This window comes from Caballeronia sp. LjRoot31, from assembly GCF_964253885.1.
In the GTDB taxonomy this organism is placed as follows: Bacteria; Pseudomonadota; Gammaproteobacteria; order Burkholderiales; family Burkholderiaceae; genus Caballeronia.
On sequence record NZ_CAXURX020000003.1, the window covers coordinates 1660508 to 1678066 of the forward strand.

Here is a 17559-nt window from a genome sequence, read left to right on the forward strand (position 1 = left end):
ATACTACAACGCGAGGCGCGCCTCCCGACGATGGACCGTCATATTCAATCGATTCGAAGCGGCTCGCCGTCGAATTCGACCAGGCAGCCGAAGCCGCCGTGAAACAGCGCTTCGCGCGCGTCTTCGGCCGCGCCTGTTGCAGCGATCTCGGCCGCGTGCAATTCGGCATCGTCTTCGGGCACGAACCCGAGATAGCGCACGTTGGCGTTATCCCAGTGATTGCGCGCGTTATTGGACACGCCATAGACGACCGCGAAGTGAAACTCCGGATGGTCAATACATCGGCGCGCCACCTGCACCATGTCGCGATGACTGATCCAGGTAAAGAGGTGCCGCGGCGCGGTTGGCTGGTCGTCGGGGCGAAACGACCCGATGCGGATGCACGCGACCGACATGCCGTGTTTATCGGCGTACATCCGGCCGAGCGCTTCGCCGAACACCTTCGAGATGCCGTAGCGGCTGTCCGGGCGCGGCTCGACTGCGTTGTCGATCATGCGGTCGCGTCGATGAAAACCCACTGCATGGTTCGAACTCGCGAACACCACGCGCTTGACGCCCGCTTGCCGCGCCGCTTCGAACACGTTGTAGCAGCCTTCAATGTTCATATCGCGGATGCGTTCCCAGCGATCCTCGTCGGGTATACCGGCAAGATGGACGACCACGTCGACCCCTTCCATGACTGGAAGAAGATCCTCCAGCTTCGTGATGTCCGCGGTCACGATTTCCTCACCGTCCTGCGCTTCGGCCTGCGGCGCGATGTCGGCCAGGCGCAACGCGTAGTGGCCCTGGAACCCGGCACGAAGCACGCGGCCAATGTGGCCGGCCGCACCGGTGATCAGTACTCGAGTCATTGATAGTCTCCCTGTGAATCGGGTAAATGGGATTATTCGTGGGCTTACCGGGGGCTCATTCGCGTACCCTTATTCCGCCGTGCTTTTCTGCGTGGCATAGCCGATCGAGCGGCGGTGATGCGCTTCAAGATACGCATCGCGCGATGGCACCAGGTGCTCCCGACATAACTTGATCAGCGATTCCCGGTCTGCGGTCCTCAGCGCCTCGATCATCTGGTGATGCTCGGCGCGCGCCTTCTCCAGGTACTGCGGAAATACGATCGATACCGAGCGGATGGCATGCGTGCGGCGTTCATACTCACGAATCGCTTCCGTCAGGACCTGGCTTTCCGAGAGCGCAAAGAACGCGTGATGAAACGCCATGTTCGCGCGGAACACGCGCCGCAAATCGCCGGCGTCGGCCGCTTCGTCGTGCTCTGCCTGAATGGCATCCAAAGCGTCGAGCGCTTCGCTACTCACCGGAAAAACGATACGCCTCGCCGCGTCTGCTTCGAGCAGTTCGCGCAGTGCGTACAGCTCGATGACCTCGCGTGGGGTGTACGACTTGACCACCGCGCCGACGTTCTTGCGGCGTTCCACCAGCCCGCGCCGCTCCACTTCCGCCAGCACCTGCCTCGCGACGTGGCGCTTCAGGTTGAAGCGCTCGCACAAATCGTCTTCCACAAGCCGTTCGCGCGGATGCAGAACGCCGAGGACGATTTGCTCCTCGAGTTCATCGGAGACGCTACGCATCGTTTCGTCGATATTGCGATCGCGCTCGACCGCCTTCGCGGCGGGTGCATTGGAGAGTCTGGATTTGGCAGCGTTGCTCATAAAAGGATCCGCAAAATGATCTAAGCCGCGAGCCTATACGAAAATGTGGCCGTCAAGCCTTGTTTCCGTCGCCGGGAACGGTCGCGGTCATTCGGGACGCCTGGAGAAAATCGAAGTCACAGCCCTCGTCGGCCTGAGTAATCGTGGTCAGGAAGAGCTTGCGATATCCCCGCTCGTCGGGATCGACCTGGCGCGCGGGTAATGCGGCGAGACGCGCCGCAATTTCCTCGTCACCGAGCGCGAGTTCGATTGACCGTTTTGCGACGCTCAGGCGAATCCGGTCGCCCGTTTGTACGATTGCGAGCGGACCGCCAATGGCCGCTTCCGGTGTCACGTGCAGGACCACCGTACCGGACGCCGTGCCGCTCATGCGGCCATCCGAAATGCGCACCATGTCCTTGACACCCAGGCGACCGAGCTTGCGCGGGATCGGAATGTAACCCGCCTCCGGCATCCCCGGTGCACCCACCGGACCGATCCGCTTGAGCACGAGTATGTCGTGCGCCTCCACATCCAGTTCCGGATCGTCGATACGACGAGCCAAATCCTCAGCGTCCTCGAATACGACGGCCCGGCCTTCGTGCTCCATCAGCGTGGCGCTTGCCGCAGACTGCTTGATGATCGCGCCGCCCGGCGCGAGGTTGCCGCGCAGCACGGCAATTCCGCCTTGCGGAAAAATCGGGCGATCAAACGGGCGCACCACGTCTTGCGGAAAGCTCGCAGGCGCAGCGTCCAGCTCCTCGCCGAGCGTGCGGCCAGTCACGGTGAGCGCGTCGAGATGCAGAAGGTCTTTCATCTCGCGCATGACCGTAGTCAAACCGCCGGCGCGATGCAAGTCCTCCATGTAGTGCTGTCCCGACGGCTTCAAATCGACCAGCACCGGCGTTTCGCGCGCCATTTGATCAAGCCGTGCAAGGTCGATACGAATGCCGAGCCGGCCGGCAATCGCCGTGAGGTGAATGATGCCGTTGGTCGAACCGCCAATCGCGAGCAGCACCCGCAACGCGTTTTCGATCGCTTTCGGTGTCAGGATGGCTGCGGGACTCAAGTTTTTCCCGATCATCGCCACGGCCTGCGCGCCGGTGCGCTCGGCGATGCGAATCCGGTCGGCCGTCACGGCAGGCGCCGACGCGCCGCCTGGCAGCATGATCCCCAAGGCTTCTGCAATGCAGGCCATCGTGCTTGCCGTGCCCATCACCGAGCAGGTCCCGACCGTTGCAACGAGCTGATTGTTGACGGCTTCGATCTCGGCCTCATCAATCTGATCGCCACGAAAACTCGCCCAGAAGCGACGGCAGTCCGTGCATGCCCCGACCCGCTCGCCCCGATGCGAACCCGTGAGCATCGCGCCGGTCACCAGTTGAATGGCGGGAACGCCCGCCGCGGCCGCGCCCATCAGTTGGGCCGGGACGGTTTTGTCGCACCCGCCGATCAGCACCACCGCATCCATGGGCTGGGCCCGGATCATCTCCTCCGTATCCATCGACATCAGGTTGCGCAAATACATGCTGGTCGGATGCGAAAAACTTTCAGCGATCGAGATCGTCGGAAATTCGACCGGCAGGCCGCCCGCCAGCATCACGCCGCGCTTGACCGCTTCAATCAGTTGCGGCGCGTTGCCGTGACAGGGGTTGTAGGCACTGCCCGTGTTTGCAATTGCCACGATCGGGCGCGACAGCGCGTCGTCCGTATACCCCGCGCCCTTGATGAATGCCTTGCGCAGGAACAGCGAGAAACCCTCATCACCGTAGTTCGTCAGGCCCTGCCGCAAGCCCGTTTTCTTCTCGCTCATGTGCCGCCCCAAAATCGTCGATGAAATTATTGATAATCTTGACGGCAATCTTAACGATATCTATAGTGCTTTCGCAAGCGGTTCTTTTTTGACTGTTATCTGCCGCCTTTCGACTTTCCTTTCGACTCTCTTTACACCGCATTCGTCCCCGAGGTCTTCATGAAGCATGTCGTGGCCTATCGTCAGTTGCCTCCTGCCGTGTCCGGTCTTCTTCGCGAGCGCTGTTGCGTCGATGAGGTCGACATTTCTTCCGGCGGCGACCTTGCGCCATTCCGGCGCGCGCTCGCCTCGGCTCACGGGATCATTGGCAACAATCTCAAGATAACCCCGGATCTCCTCAATGCAGCGCCCTTGCTTGAGGCTGCCTCCACCATCTCGGCCGGCTTTGACGCCTTCGACGTCCCCGAACTCTCGCGCCGCGGCATCCTCCTCACCAATACGCCGGACGAAGTCACGGAAACTACCGCCGATCTCGTCTTCAGTCTGATCCTCGCCACCGCGCGCCGCATCTCCGAGCTAGCCGACTGGACCCGGCGCGGCCAGTGGATACGTTCTGTCGGCGAGGCGCAGTTTGGTGTCGATGTGCATCACAAAACGCTTGGGATCGTCGGACTGGGGCGGATTGGCAGTGCGGTCGCCAAGCGCGCTGCCCTCGGCTTCGGCATGGACGTGATCTATTCCAATCGCTCTCGCAATCATGACGCGGAGCAGCGTTATCGCGCGCAATGGCGGCCGCTCCCGGAGCTGCTGGCGAGCGCCGATTTTATTTGCCTGCTCGTCCCGCTTTCTTACGCCACCGAGGGTCTTATCGGGAGCGCCGAGCTTGGCGCGATGAAGCCGTCGGCCATTCTCATCAACTGTTCGCGCGGACAGGTCGTCGACGAAGCTGCCCTCATCGAGCATTTGCGTGAACGCCGCATTCTCGGCGCCGGTCTCGATGTGTTCGAGCGCGAGCCCTTGTCGCCTGACTCGCCACTGCTGCAATTGCCTAACGTGGTTGCTGTGCCGCACATTGGATCCGCTACGCAGCAGACGCGCGAGAACATGGCCATGCGTGCCGCGCGCAATCTCATCGGCGCACTCGACGGCAATCTCTCCTCGACCTGTGTAAATCCCGAAGCGCTCGAAGCTCGCTCGTCGTCCCGACGTCTCGCTGGCTGAATAGCGCGAAACACCCTCGCTTCAATGAAAAGGAACACGTGATGACTTCTGCCAACCGACCCCGCGGCGTCTATTCGCCCGTGGTCACGCCGTTCACAAAAGACCTTCTCCCTGCTTACGACCGCTATGTTCGCCACTGCCGATGGCTTATCGAACAGGATGTGGGACTCGCCGTGTTCGGTACGAATTCGGAAGCGAATTCGCTCGGGGTCAACGAGAAAAAGAAACTGCTCGAAACGCTGGTTGGCGCGCAGATTCCTATCGATCGCCTGATGCCGGGCACGGGATGTTCGGCACTCACGGACACAGTGGAACTGACGCGCCATGCGCTCTCGCTGGGCGTCAACCATGTCCTGATGCTGCCGCCGTTCTACTACAAGGGCGTCACCGACGAAGGCCTGTTTCGCAGTTATGCGCAGATCGTCGAACGGGTGGGTTCGGATGCACTGCGCATCTACCTGTATCACATTCCGCCAGTGTCCCAGGTGCCGCTAAGCCTTGGGTTGATCGAACGGCTGTTGAAGGAGTTCCCGGGCGTCATCGCCGGCGTGAAGGACAGCTCAGGTGACTGGAGCAACACTCAGGCGATGCTTGAGCGCTTCCAACCGCTTGGCTTCGATGTGTTCGCCGGCAGCGAGACCTTCCTGCTGGCCACAATGCGCTCGGGCGGCGCCGGCTGTATCACGGCAACCGGCAATGTCAATCCCGCGGCTATTGTGGAGCTGTATAGTCACTGGCAGTCGGATGACGCCGATGCGCGCCAGACAGCACTCGACGCCACGCGTGCGGTGTTCGCCAAGTTTCCAATGATCCCTGCGCTTAAAGCCGCGATCGGCGTTTATTCGAATGATCCCGAGTGGGGTGTCGTACGCCCGCCCCTCGTTGATCTGACAGAAGCGCAATGCGACGCGCTCGCTTCGGCACTGCACAAGATCGGCTTCTCGATGCCCGGGATCGAAGTAACAGCATAAAGCGGCATAAAGTAAAAAACCGCCGGCGGCGTGCACAACCGGCGGTGAAACGTTTAGTTTTGCTTACTTATTTCTTACATCTCCTCTCAAGCCCAGTCGTCCAGCGCGTATTCGTTGAGTGCTGCCTCGTCGAAATCGAAGCCCAGGCCGGGACGCGTTGGCACCGTCAGCCTGCCGTCCGCGAACTCCAGTTGCGTATCCACCAGTCGGCGAAAATTCAGCACCTGGTCATCAGGGAAAAATTCGACATAGCGCGCATTGGACGTCGATGCCACCAGGTGCACGTGCAGATCGTGAAACCAGTGCGGGCACATGGTCACACCCACGGCCGCCGCCGAGGCCGCAATCCGCCGCCATTCGCTGATCCCGCCACACACCGCCGCATCCGATTGAAGGATCATCGCCGCGCGTTTATCGAGCAACTCCTGATGACGCCAGCGTCCCGCTTCAATCTCGCCGGTTGCAACCGTCACCGGTGTGCGCCGGCTCAGTTGCGCATGGCTCTCGATGTCGTCCGGACTGAACGGCTCTTCTATCCAGTAAGGGTTGAACGGCTCGTACCGGCGCATGTATTCCAGCGCGGTTGGAACATCGGACCAGGCGTTGTTGGCATCGAGCATCAGCAGTATGTCGTCACCAATCGCCTCCCTTGCCGCCTTGATCCGGGCTTCTTCACCCCGCAGATTAAGTCGTCCTACTTTCATCTTCACTGCGCGAAATCCCAGCGCCACGTAGCTCGCCATCTCCTCGCCGAGATGCTCCGGGGTCTTGCCCTCGACGTAATAGCCACCGCTGGCATACGCCGGCACGGTTGCGCTCGACGTCCCGCCGAGATAGCGGCTCAACGGCAAGCCAGCGGCTCGCGCGTTCCTGTCCCACATCGCAATGTCAATGATGGAGAGCGCCCGCATGACCGATCCCGCGCGGCCTTGCAGCAACGACTCGTCGTACATTGCGCGCCACAGGCCTTCGACATCGAGGGCGGATCGTCCATGCAACAGGGGCGCAAACAGCTCGCGCACGGCGTAGGTGACCAGCATGCCCGCACGGCTGCCGCTATAGCAAAATCCGATGCCGTGCCGGCCGTCGGCCGTGGTAACGCGCACGACCGTGTAGTTGCGGGCCGTAACGAGCCGCGTCGAAAATGCAGTGTGGCGGTCGAGCGGCACGCGGATGGTACGCGCCTCCACCGAAACGATCCGCGACGCTGTCTGATAGTCGGCTTGATGAGGTTCAAAGATGGCTTGATTCATGGCAATAGCTCAATTGGTTTCGTTCGCACTTGGGGTTTGATTTTGGGTTTGCAGGTTGGGCTTGGGCGTTGGTCGACGCTGGGTTGGTGTTGCTTAAGTTAGCGGTCGGAGTCAATGCCGGGTTGTTGCTTTCACGGTTCGTGATGTACTTAGGTTGGCTAATCTCTTTATCACTATTAGCCACTGCGCGTGGCAGCGCGTCATTTCTTTGTCCAAAGCGACAAAGAAACGAAGCAAAGAAAACGCTTTTAAACCACGCTACCCTAAGTGTCCACAGCGTGCAGTTTTCATTCATAGGTGCCCCAAAAGCACGGTGCTCGCCAGAGCCACGGATGTGTGAACCCCTCTTTCTCCGAACACGGATACCCACACGCTTCGCCGCCAGTGATTGAATCTGCCCACGGTACACCCCGCGCTATCCGCGTAAACCACCCACCGAATTTGTACGCACTTCGAACCACACAGCCAACCCACCAAGAAACAAAGCCGCTGAAATGCGTGAGGCCCTGACCAACGAAATAGACCCGCACACCAGACCAACCGTCCCAAACTGAAGCAAACTGAAGCAAACTGAAAACAGTAAATACGCGTGGTGCCGCTACTACGAAGACAGCCATGCTGACTATGCAGGCAACCTACAAAAAAAGATGTCGCAAACACGCCTGAGACCGTGACCTACGAAGTCAGCAGCGCAGACTCCTCAGCTAACCCACAAAAAAATGAAGCCACACGTACACGGAGGGCCGTGCAAGTTTCCTTGGCAATCGTGCTCGCCCGAGAGCGTACGGGGCGAAGCGTGTTCGTGTCAGGATTCGCGAGAAGGAGGGTTTCAAACACCCTTCGCTCTGGCGAGCACCGTGCTTTTGGGGCACCTATGAATGAAAACTGCACGCTGTGGACACTTAGGCTAGTGCGGTTAAAAGCGTTTTCTTTGCTTCGTTTCTTTGTCGCTTTGGACAAAGAAATGACGCGCCGCCACGCGCAGTGGCTAATAGTGATAAAGAAAACATCTAACGCACGCAGACCACTAAGGCCGAAAGCAGCAACCCGGCACTGACCCAGCATCGCTAACCCCAAAACCTAGCAACCCGGCACCAAACCCGGCCACTAATCCAGAACCAACCAACCCAGCACGAACCCCAACCACCATCCGCACCGCCCAAGCCCCACTCGCAAACCCGAAAAGCGAACCCCGAGTGCGAACGAAAACGGCTATGCGGTAGTGGACTGCCCTTCGGCCGCCTTATCTGCGGCCCGCCGGCCAATCACCAGCAGCATGGCCAGCACACCGATCAGATCGATCACTGCACCGAGTACAAAGCCGCTGCTGTAACCACCGAAGTACTGGACAGCGATTCCCATCATGGTGGGCCCGACGATCCCCGAAATGTTGCTCATCAGGTGAACAAAGCCGCTCACGCCACCCAGATGCCTGCCGGGCACAAGCTCATGCATCACAGCCCAGCACGCCTGCGACGAAGCCGTCAGGAACATCACGGCGCACGCGACGAGTATCACTGCGGGCGTGACGGAATCAACCATGCTGACTCCCAGCAACGCAAGACCCGACAGTGCGAGCGGCACCGTAGCCGAGACCTTGCGTGCCAGCAGCTTGTTGTTCACACGCTTGAAGTAAGCGTCGGCAAGCAGGCCACCGCCGAAATATCCGATCCCGCCGCACGCCCACGGCACCGCGCTCAGGACACTCATGTGCGCCATGTCCAGATGCAGCGCGTTAGTGAAATAGCTCGGCATCCACGAAATGAATACGAATAACGTGTAGTTCACCGCGAACAGACCGACTCCGAGCGCGAGTGTGCTCGGACGAAACAGGTAGCTGCGCAGCGGCGTGGTTTCGTCGCCGCCTTCCGCCGGATGCGCCGCGCTGCGGCTCGCTTCGACCAGCTCGCGTTCGGCATCGCTGACCCGGGCGTTCTCAGCGGGCCGGTCGGTCGCGAAAATGCGCCACGCGACGATCCACACCAGCCCGAGCGCCGCGATGATCACAAACGATGTGCGCCAGCCATAAGCAATGGCGATCAGTCCGACCACCGGGCCTGCGATCGCACTGCCTACCGTCTGGCCCGAAAACGTAAAGCCAACCATGGTCGCTGTTTCGTGGCGGGGGAACCAGTTGGTGATGGTCCGGTTGGTCGTCGAGTTCATCGGCCCTTCGCCGAAGCCGAACAACGCGCGCGCAATCAGCAGCGTGCCGAATCCGGTCACGGCCGCGGTGAGCCCGCAGAGGATCGACCAGCTCCCCATCGCCCAGGAGAAAACCCGGCGAGGTCCGTACTTGTCGGCCAGTTGACCGCCTACAAACGCGAAGATGGAATAGCCGAAGAAAAAGCTGCTGAACACAACCCCAAGTTGCGAGGGAGAAAGACTCAGCTCCTTGTTGATGATGGGCGCGACTACGCCAAGCGCAGCCCGATCCATGTAGTTGATCGCGCCCGCGATAAATAGCAGCAAGGCGACCACGTAGCGATACCTGCCAGTCTTCATGTTGTCTCCACATCGTAGTAAATAAGGATTCCAAAATTTATGAACTGGCACTTCTGACGAGTGACATGGACTGACTACTTGTTCACTAGCCTGGCGGGAAGCTGCGTCAGGATAAGACAGGCGGACACGAGCAGCGACCCCGCAATCAGGAACAGGCTGGAATCGAGTGAATGCGTGACGGTCTTCAGCCATCCGACCAGCGCCGGGCTGACAAAGCCGGCCAGATTGCCGGTGGAATTGATCAATGCGATGCCTGCTGCTGCACCCGCACCACCGAGAAACGACGTCGGCAAGGCCCAAAACATCGGCAAGGCGGTAATCACGCCCGAGGCGGCGAGCGTCAGACCCAACAACGCAATATAGGTGTTGTTGCCCGCGTAGGCGCAGATCACGAAACCCGCAGCCGCTACGCATTGCGGCACGACAACGTGCCAGCGGCGTTCGCGTGTGCGGTCCGCATGGCGGCCAACCAGGACCATCGAAATCAAGGCTACGAGATAAGGCACGACGGTGAGCAGGCCAATGGTAAAGGCGTCGGTGATGCCTGAACCCTTGATGATGGTCGGTTGCCAGAAACCCACGGCATACGAGCCCATCACAATACCGAACAGGATCGCGCACATGAGCCAGACCTTGAGCGACGTGAACACTCCGCGTACAGAACCGTGGCTCTTGGTGCGCGCTTCCGCTTCAATTTCCGACGCGATGAATTCGCGCTCATGGAGCGGCAGCCACTTGGCGTCCTTCACCCGGTCATCGAGGAACCAGAAAATGATGATCGCAAGAAACAGCGCGGGAATGGCCTCCAGAATGAACAGCCACTGCCAGCCCGCAAGCCCCGAATTACCCGCGAGACGCTGCATGATGAAGCCTGATATGGGCCCGCCGACAATGCCCGCCACGGGGTTGCCCGCCATCAGGAAAGCAACCATCTTGCCGCGCCGGTGTGCTGGATACCAATAGGTGAGATACAGCACGAGCCCCGGAAAGAAACCCGCTTCGGCCACGCCGAGAAAGAAGCGCAATACGTAGAACATCGTGGGCGTGCTGACCCATGCGGTCGCCGCCGAGAGAACGGCCCACGTGAGCATGATCCTGGCAATCCATCGACGCGCGCCGAGCCGATGCAGCAGCAAGTTGCTCGGCACCTCAAAGAAGAAATAGCCGATGAAAAAGATCCCGGCGCCGAAACCATACATCGCCTCGCTGAAATGCAGGTCGCTGAGCATCTGAAGCTTGGCAAAGCCCACATTGACCCGGTCCAGATAGGCCACGACATAGCAAACAAACAGCAAGGGCATGAAGCGCCAGGTCACCCGCGTGTAGATCGAGTTGCTTGCCGCGCTGTCAGGTATTCGTACGGTCGAGGTTTGAGTACTCAAGGGTTGTCTCCGCTATTCTGTTTGACCGGTTGCCGGGCGGCAGCTTACTTATTGTGTAAATGGCTGTTCGCCCGGCTCATACGCTGAAGCGCACGTGCTCAACTCATGATGCCGATCTGCCACGGTACGAATTCGTGGTCGCCCAGCCCTAGCACTTCGCTCTTTGTCCGCTCGCCCGACGCGGCTGCCAGGAGTGCGTCGAAGATTTCCCGGCCTGTACTTTCGATCGACGCGACGCCGTCAAGAATGCCGCCGCAGTTCAGATCCATGTCTTCAGTGAGGCGGTTGTACATCGGCGTGTTGGTGGCGAGCTTGAGCGATGGCACGGGCTTCGCGCCGAACATTGAACCGCGGCCCGTGGTGAAGGCGATCAGGTTCGCGCCGCCGGCAATCTGGCCCGTCGCCGAGACCGGATCGAAACCGGGTGTATCCATGAACACGAGACCGTGTTTCTTCACCGGCTCCGCGTATCGATATACCTCCATCAGCGGGCCGGTCCCACCTTTCATCGATGATCCAATCGACTTCTCGAAGATGTTTGCCAGTCCCCCCACCTGGTTGCCAGGGCTGACCTGCCCGTTGATCTGGACGTCTCGACCGACCGAATACTCGTCCTTCCACCAGCGGATCCGCTCGACCAGTTTTTCGCCGACTTCGCGACTGACGGCACGCCGGGTCAGCGTATGTTCAACGCCGTAGATTTCGGGGGTTTCAGAGAGGATCGCCGTGCCGCCATGACGTACCAGCAGATCCATTGCGGCGCCGAGCGAAGGATTGGCGGTGATAGACGAGAAGCCGTCGGAACCGCCGCATTGCAGGCCAATTTTGAGGTGACTCGCGGACACTGTCGTACGCTTCACACGATTGGCCTCGGGGAGCAGCGCCTGTACCGCAGCCACGCCTGCCTCGATGGTCCGACGGGTGCCCCCGCTCTCCTGCATGATGAAAGTGTGCAGCCGGGAATCTGCCTTCAGGTCTTCCTGATCCATTAGTCCAGCCAGTTGATTGCGCTCACAGCCCAGCCCGACGATCAGCGCCGCGGCGAGATTGGGATGGCGGGCGTAACCGGCCATGGTCCTGCGCAACAGCGCCATCGGCTCGCCGCTCATCTCCATGCCACAACCGATCGAGTGACTGAACGCGACCACGCCGTCTACGTTGGGATAGTCCGCCAGCCGCTCGGGCGTGAACCACTCCGCGATCTTGTGCACGACCGTGGCCGAACAATTGACCGTCGACAACACGCCGATGTAATTGCGCGTGGCGACTTCACCGTTATCCCGCACGATTCCCTGGAAGGTGGCACGCTCGGCCTCGGGCACCATCTCGACCGGCCGGTAATCCGCACCAAATGCGTAATCCCGATCAAACTCGCGGAACTCTACGTTATGACTATGCACCATCGTGCCCGGCGCGATATCCGTCGCAGCGAAGCCAATTACCACGTTGTACTTACGAATCGGCTCGCCTTTGCGAATTTGTCTTGCCGCGATCTTGTATCCCGCGGTTACCTGGCTGCGGCAAACAAAATCTTCTGACGGTACCGGGGTGCCGATGGCGACGTCGATGCGTGCAATCACCACGTTATCGGCGCAGTGCAGCCGGATAACCGGCCCGGTTACGTTCTTGCTGGACATCTCGATCATCAGGCATTGACCTTAAAAAATTTCGACCGGCTGTCGGGAATGCGCAACAAGGGGGCGAATCAAAAGTAATCGCTTTCTCAAAAAACCATTTCGACTCATTTTTACTGCCGCACTACCGACGAAAATTCATAGAATACAAGCATATTATGAGAATCCAGTCGTAATTTCAAGAGAAAGCGCTTACTCATTTGATTTATACTACCGCTTCGCCGCCGGCTTGACGGAGAGGCGGAACGCACGACAGGAGAGTGAAATGTGGCAACAGGCTGACCGATACCCCGACCCTCGCGTGATTTCCCTGGCCCCTTCCTTCGACAAATACCGGGTGGCGTTTTCAGCCGTCGAGCGGCTGGCTACCGGTTACCGTTGGACCGAAGGCCCGGTGTGGTTCGGCGACGGCCGCTATCTTCTCTGGAGCGATATCCCGAACAACCAGATGCTGAAATGGGAAGAGGAAACGGGCGTGGTCAGCGTGTTTCGCAAGCCCTCCAACTACGCCAATGGCAATACGCGCGATCGGCAAGGACGACTCGTCACGTGCGAGCATGGCCGCCGTGTCACGCGCACCGAGTACGACGGCAGCATTACCGTCCTCCTTGATTCCTTCGACGGCAAACCACTTAATTCACCGAACGACCTCGTGGTGAAATCGGACGGTTCGATCTGGTTCACTGATCCGCCAATGGGCATTCAGGGACATTACGAGGGGCTCAAGGCCGAACAGGAATTGCCGCACTCGGTGTATCGGATAGATGGCGTGACCGGGCAAGCGTCTGTCGTGACGCGCGAGTTGAAAGGGCCGAATGGTTTGTGCTTTTCACCCGACGAGAAACTGCTGTACATCATCGAGTCGCGCGGCGTACCGAACCGGATGATCCATGTTTATGAAATGGATTCGGACGGTCGCAGGATCGGTCAAGGCCGGGTTTTCTATGATGCAGGCGCCGGGACAATTGACGGAATGCGTGCGGACATCGACGGTAATCTGTGGTGCGGTTGGGGCATGGGCAATGATGAACTCGATGGGGTCATGGTGATCTCACCGCAAGGAAAGATCATCGGCCGGATCGCGCTGCCAGAGCGCTGCGCGAATCTATGCTTTGGCGGACGCGCACGTAACCGGTTGTTCATGGCGTCGTCGCAATCCATTTATGCGGTGCACGTGAATACGCAGGGCGCGTCGGGCGGATGATCCGTGGCGCGATAAACCCTATCTCTAACGCCGGCATGCGCCGGCTAAAACACTTTTGACTTGAGAACTGCAGATATGCAAAGCAAAGCCGTATTGACCGTTATCGAAGCGACGCAAATCCTCGAAGCAGCACGCGCGGAAGCCGGGAAAAATCTATGGAACGTCGCGATCGCCGTGGTCGATGACGGCGGCCATCCGCTCGCCCTGCTTCGCCTCGATGGGTGCGCCCCGATTGGTGCTTACATCGCGACCGAGAAAGCCCGCACCGCAGCGCTCGGCCGACGTGAAACGAAGCAATACGAAGACATGATCAACGGCGGCCGAACCGCATTTCTGAGCGCACCACTCGTCACGACGCTGGAAGGCGGCGTGCCCATCGTGGTCGACGGACAGGTTGTGGGCGCGGTCGGCGTATCAGGCGTAAAGCCGGATCAGGATTCACAAGTGGCCAAGGCGGCCGCAAACAGTCTCAACGGCTGACTATCAATACTTGATTTTGTTGGAGCGCATGATGAGTCAAATGATCAAGCGAAACAGATTGGAGGTTGCCGCCGAGCTGCGCTTTTGCGCCATCAAACGATTCAACGTGACAGTGCCGTGTAGTAAGGCTTAACCACGCTCCTGCTTCAAATGAGCAATAAGGTTCGCGAACGCGGAGCCGAACAGGACCTCGTAGCTGTGCTTCTCGACGTAGCCGATGTGAGGCGAACACACGCAGTTCTCCATGCCCAGGAGCGGATCGTCGTGTGACAACGGCTCCTCGTCATACACATCGAGTGCGGCCATCCCCGGGCGCCCTAGCTTGAGCGCATTTAAAAGCGCGCCCGGTGCAACCACGCCCGCCCGGCTCGTATTGACGAACAAGCTGGAAGGCTTCATGCGGGACAGATCTTCAAAAGTGACGACCGAGAGCGTTGAAGCGTTTTGCCGCAGGTTGACTGACAGCACGTCCGATTGCTCGAACAGCGTTTGCCGCGAGTGTGCCGGTTCATGGCCGTCGGCAAGTGCCGTTCCTTTGGCGCATGTTCAGCGACGTAGGTCGCGGCGCCCCCGTATTCGCCGCCGATCGCGAGGCCTTGCACCATGCGCAGGACAATCAGCATGACCGGCGCAAGCACGCCCACAGTTTCGTAGGTGGGCAGCACGCCGGTCAGGAACGTAGCCGTCCCCATCACCGCGATCGTCAGCAAGAACGTGTGCTTGCGCCCGACGAGATCGCCGAGCCGCCCGAAGATCACGGCGCCCAGCGGCCGCACGATGAAGCCCGCCGCAAAGCCCAGCAACGCGAAGATAAAACCGTAACTGGGACTGACGCCAGAGAAGAACCGCTTGGCGATAACGGCGGCGACGCTGCCGTAGATAAAGAAGTCATACCATTCAAAAACGGTCCCCAGCGAGGACCCCAATATGACCTTGCGCTCTTCCGCCGATAGCGTCGCGCGGGGCGCTGTAACGGTTGCCATACCGCTGTCTCCTTGCTTGTTGTAATGGGCGTATCTTTGGATCGCTCCCGACAAACAGCAATGGCTCAGGCGGTATAGCAGATGTGCCGAAACAGCATGACTCGCCGCCGGCGTGTGATTGTTGCATGGGCGCCGGGCGCGTTCAGGCCGGAATCGGCAAAAGTCCGAACCTGTTAGGTTTTTCCGCGACGAGTTCAGCTACCAGCGTCTTGATTTCCTGCTCGACCAGCCGGATGCCGCGCGTGATCGGCCGGCGCACGGCGGTTGCCAGCATCAGCTTCGTCTGCAGTCGCGGCGCCGCCACCGGGAGCGCGACGAGGGTGCCGGCCGCCAGTTCATCGAGCACGGCCGGTTTCGCCAGCACCGTGCAGGCCAGTCCGGAAACCACGATCTGCTTGAGCAATTCGAGCGTGTCCACCTCGTAGGCCACATTCAGGGACACGCCGGCGTCGCTTGCGGCGTACTCAAGGGTGCGTCGAAGGCCGTGGTTGCGGGTCGGAAGGACGAGCGGCACGTTGCTGATAGCCGCAAGCGCCGGCTCAGATGGCAGGTCGAACGCGGGGTCCACGCTCGGCATGATGAAGAACAATTCGGCTGCGGCGAGCGGGTCGACGGCGACCGTCGACGAACGGCGCGCATCGTGGAGGATCGCCATGTCGAGGCGTCCATCGACCAGCCATTCGTGCACATACCCGCTGTAGCCGGACACCACGTTGACCCGCAGTTGCGGGTACCTTTCGCGAGTTGCCTTGACGAGCTTCAGCCCGAACAGGTTGCACACGGTCGGCGTGAGGCCCACAGTCACCAGCCCGCGCGGAGAGTCGCGCTCGGACTGCAGATCGGCAGGAATGGACGCAAGCTGCCGCATGAGCGGCCGTGCACGTTCAAGCAGCGCTTCTCCCTCGGGCGTCAGCGAGACACCCCGTCCGTGCCGATAAAACAGCCGGACGCCGCACTCTTCCTCCAGCTTCTGGATCTGCCTGCCGAGCGCAGGTTGCGCGATGCCCAGCACTGTCGCCGCTTTTGAAAAGCTGTCGAAGTCCGCTACCTGCATCAACAGCTCGAGCCGCCTGAGGGAAGGATCAGCCGGCGCATCCTGCCGCTCATTCTCGCCGGATACATCATTGCCTATATCGACCGGGTGAACGTCGGTTTTGCCAAGCTGCAGTTCCTTCAGGACTTGTCATTCAGCGACGCGGTCTATGGACTGGGCGCGGGGCTTTTCTTCGCAGGGTACTTGCTGTTCGAGGTGCCGAGCAACTTCTTGCTCGAGCGCATCGGCGCACGCGCGACCATGACCCGGATCATGATTCTCTGGGGTTCCATATCGGTCGGCATGGCGTTCATCTCCTCGCCAACCGAGTATTACGTAATGCGGTTCCTATTGGGTGCGGCGGAGGCCGGCTTTTTCCCCGGCATCATCCTGTATCTCAGCTACTGGTTTCCTGCCCATCGCCGAGGGCGAATCACGACTACATTTACGATGGGTGCGTCGATCGCGGGAATAGTTGGGAGCCCGCTATCAGGTTGGCTGATGAGTCTGGACGGTCTGCATGGCCTGCGCGGCTGGCAGATCCTGTTTATCTACGAAGGCCTCCCCGCTATCGTGTTGGGCCTTCTGTATCTCGTACTCATCGACGACCGGCCCGACCACGCGAAATGGCTGACAGAGCCGCAAAAGCGTTTTGTGATCGACGCGGTCGCCGCGGAGCGCGGCACCGCCGCGGTACCGAGGCGATCCCGGCTCTCGGACATGTTCCGCGACAGGAATATCTATATTCTCAGCCTCGCCTATATGGCAACGCTGGCTGGCACCCAGGCTGTCGCCTTGTGGGCACCGACCATGCTGCGCAAGCTCGGCGTTGGCATGGGACAGATCGGGCTGTTGGCGTCGGCACCGTTCGTGGTTTCCGCTGTCGCCATGTATGTGCTCGGACGCAGCTCGGACCACTTCATGGAACGACGCTGGCACTTTGCCGTACCGGTAGCCGCAGCAGGGATAAGCCTCGCCTCCCTTAGCCTTGGGGAAAGCAGCGTGGCGATAACCATAGTCTTGCTGGCGGTCGCGGCAGCAGGCGCATGGGCAGCGATCGGCGTGTTCTGGACTATACCGCCAACGCAATTGTCCACCGCATCCATGGTAGGAGGAATCGCATTCATCAGCAGTTCGGGTTCGATCGGCGGCTTTTTGAGCCCGGTGATCGTCGGCTGGTCCAGCAGTATGACCGGCAGCATGTACGGCGGCCTGGCGGTGCTTGGCGCCATGCTGCTCGCCTCGGGTGCCGTTGTTCTGATATGGACCAAAAGATAGACAGGGCCAATCTAAATCTACGCCATCTGCCTGCGTATTCGCACCGGTCAAAGTGGGCGCGTACGGTTACAGTAGTCGCTGGGGCAAATGCCCAGGCGCTGCAATGGATCGGTTTAGCGCCCAAATCTCTTCAACGCGATGAAACTAGAAATGACAACATCGGATGTTGTTGGCCGCCACAAGCTAACGCGCACCGGTGGCGCTTGAACGAGGCCGGTA

At 60.0% G+C, this 17559-nt stretch carries 15 protein-coding genes; 5 read left to right on the plus strand and 10 right to left on the minus strand.

Annotation, left to right across the window (positions count from 1 at the left end; all coding sequences use genetic code 11):
* Positions 1-44 precede the first annotated feature (44 nt).
* The 3 genes from ACSQ8V_RS36110 to ACSQ8V_RS36120 form a co-directional block, all read right to left on the minus strand.
* Entirely contained in the window at positions 45-851 is an 807-nt protein-coding gene (locus ACSQ8V_RS36110; RefSeq protein ID WP_436209017.1) for an NAD-dependent epimerase/dehydratase family protein, read from the minus strand.
* A 69-nt stretch (positions 852-920) separates the two neighbouring features.
* Complete coding sequence (locus ACSQ8V_RS36115; protein ID WP_436209018.1) at positions 921-1664, minus strand: GntR family transcriptional regulator; 744 nt, start codon at positions 1662-1664, stop codon at positions 921-923.
* A gap of 52 nt (positions 1665-1716) precedes the next feature.
* Positions 1717-3456 carry an IlvD/Edd family dehydratase gene (locus ACSQ8V_RS36120; RefSeq protein WP_436209019.1) on the minus strand — a complete coding sequence of 580 codons (1740 nt, stop codon included), beginning with the start codon at positions 3454-3456 and terminating at the stop codon, positions 1717-1719.
* Positions 3457-3615: 159 nt separating this feature from the next.
* On the opposite strand from ACSQ8V_RS36120, the gene ACSQ8V_RS36125 reads away from it, so the two are divergent.
* Positions 3616-4617 (plus strand): 2-hydroxyacid dehydrogenase, encoded by a 1002-nt coding sequence (locus ACSQ8V_RS36125; RefSeq protein WP_436209020.1) that lies wholly within the window; start codon positions 3616-3618, stop codon positions 4615-4617.
* Between the two features lie 41 nt (positions 4618-4658).
* Positions 4659-5588, plus strand: coding sequence for a dihydrodipicolinate synthase family protein (locus ACSQ8V_RS36130; RefSeq protein WP_436209021.1), 930 nt, complete (start codon positions 4659-4661; stop codon positions 5586-5588).
* Between the two features lie 86 nt (positions 5589-5674).
* Here ACSQ8V_RS36130 and ACSQ8V_RS36135 read toward each other — a convergent pair whose 3' ends face one another.
* The 4 genes from ACSQ8V_RS36135 to ACSQ8V_RS36150 all read right to left on the minus strand — a co-directional run bounded on the left by ACSQ8V_RS36135 (position 5675) and on the right by ACSQ8V_RS36150 (position 12374).
* Complete coding sequence (locus ACSQ8V_RS36135) at positions 5675-6841, minus strand: mandelate racemase/muconate lactonizing enzyme family protein (RefSeq protein ID WP_436209022.1); 1167 nt, start codon at positions 6839-6841, stop codon at positions 5675-5677.
* Between the two features lie 1212 nt (positions 6842-8053).
* Positions 8054-9346 (minus strand): MFS transporter, encoded by a 1293-nt coding sequence (locus ACSQ8V_RS36140; protein ID WP_436209023.1) that lies wholly within the window; start codon positions 9344-9346, stop codon positions 8054-8056.
* Positions 9347-9420: 74 nt separating this feature from the next.
* Positions 9421-10728 (minus strand): MFS transporter, encoded by a 1308-nt coding sequence (locus ACSQ8V_RS36145; protein WP_436209024.1) that lies wholly within the window; start codon positions 10726-10728, stop codon positions 9421-9423.
* A gap of 98 nt (positions 10729-10826) precedes the next feature.
* On the minus strand, positions 10827-12374 hold the full coding sequence (locus ACSQ8V_RS36150; RefSeq protein WP_436209025.1) for a UxaA family hydrolase: 1548 nt from the start codon (positions 12372-12374) through the stop codon (positions 10827-10829).
* Positions 12375-12627: 253 nt separating this feature from the next.
* Between ACSQ8V_RS36150 and ACSQ8V_RS36155 the strand changes: the two genes are divergently transcribed.
* Positions 12628-13566: an SMP-30/gluconolactonase/LRE family protein gene (locus ACSQ8V_RS36155; protein WP_436209026.1), complete on the plus strand. Its 939-nt coding sequence runs from the start codon at positions 12628-12630 to the stop codon at positions 13564-13566.
* 75 nt (positions 13567-13641) lie between these two features.
* The gene (locus tag ACSQ8V_RS36160; protein WP_436209027.1) at positions 13642-14046 is read left to right on the plus strand and encodes a heme-binding protein; all 405 of its coding nucleotides are present in this window, start codon (positions 13642-13644) and stop codon (positions 14044-14046) included.
* Positions 14047-14175: 129 nt separating this feature from the next.
* Here ACSQ8V_RS36160 and ACSQ8V_RS36165 read toward each other — a convergent pair whose 3' ends face one another.
* The 3 genes from ACSQ8V_RS36165 to ACSQ8V_RS36175 all read right to left on the minus strand — a co-directional run bounded on the left by ACSQ8V_RS36165 (position 14176) and on the right by ACSQ8V_RS36175 (position 16161).
* Entirely contained in the window at positions 14176-14514 is a 339-nt protein-coding gene (locus ACSQ8V_RS36165; protein ID WP_436209028.1) for an NAD(P)-dependent oxidoreductase, read from the minus strand.
* Positions 14442-15029 carry an MFS transporter gene (locus tag ACSQ8V_RS36170; protein WP_436209029.1) on the minus strand — a complete coding sequence of 196 codons (588 nt, stop codon included), beginning with the start codon at positions 15027-15029 and terminating at the stop codon, positions 14442-14444. Before ACSQ8V_RS36170 ends, ACSQ8V_RS36165 begins: the two co-directional genes overlap by 73 nt.
* Positions 15030-15171: 142 nt before the next feature.
* A complete protein-coding gene (locus ACSQ8V_RS36175) occupies positions 15172-16161 on the minus strand; it encodes a LysR family transcriptional regulator (RefSeq protein WP_436209259.1) in 990 nt (329 codons plus the stop codon).
* On the opposite strand from ACSQ8V_RS36175, the gene ACSQ8V_RS36180 reads away from it, so the two are divergent.
* Positions 16150-17340, plus strand: coding sequence for an MFS transporter (locus ACSQ8V_RS36180; protein ID WP_436209260.1), 1191 nt, complete (start codon positions 16150-16152; stop codon positions 17338-17340). The genes ACSQ8V_RS36175 and ACSQ8V_RS36180 overlap by 12 nt on opposite strands.
* Positions 17341-17559: the final 219 nt, after the last annotated feature.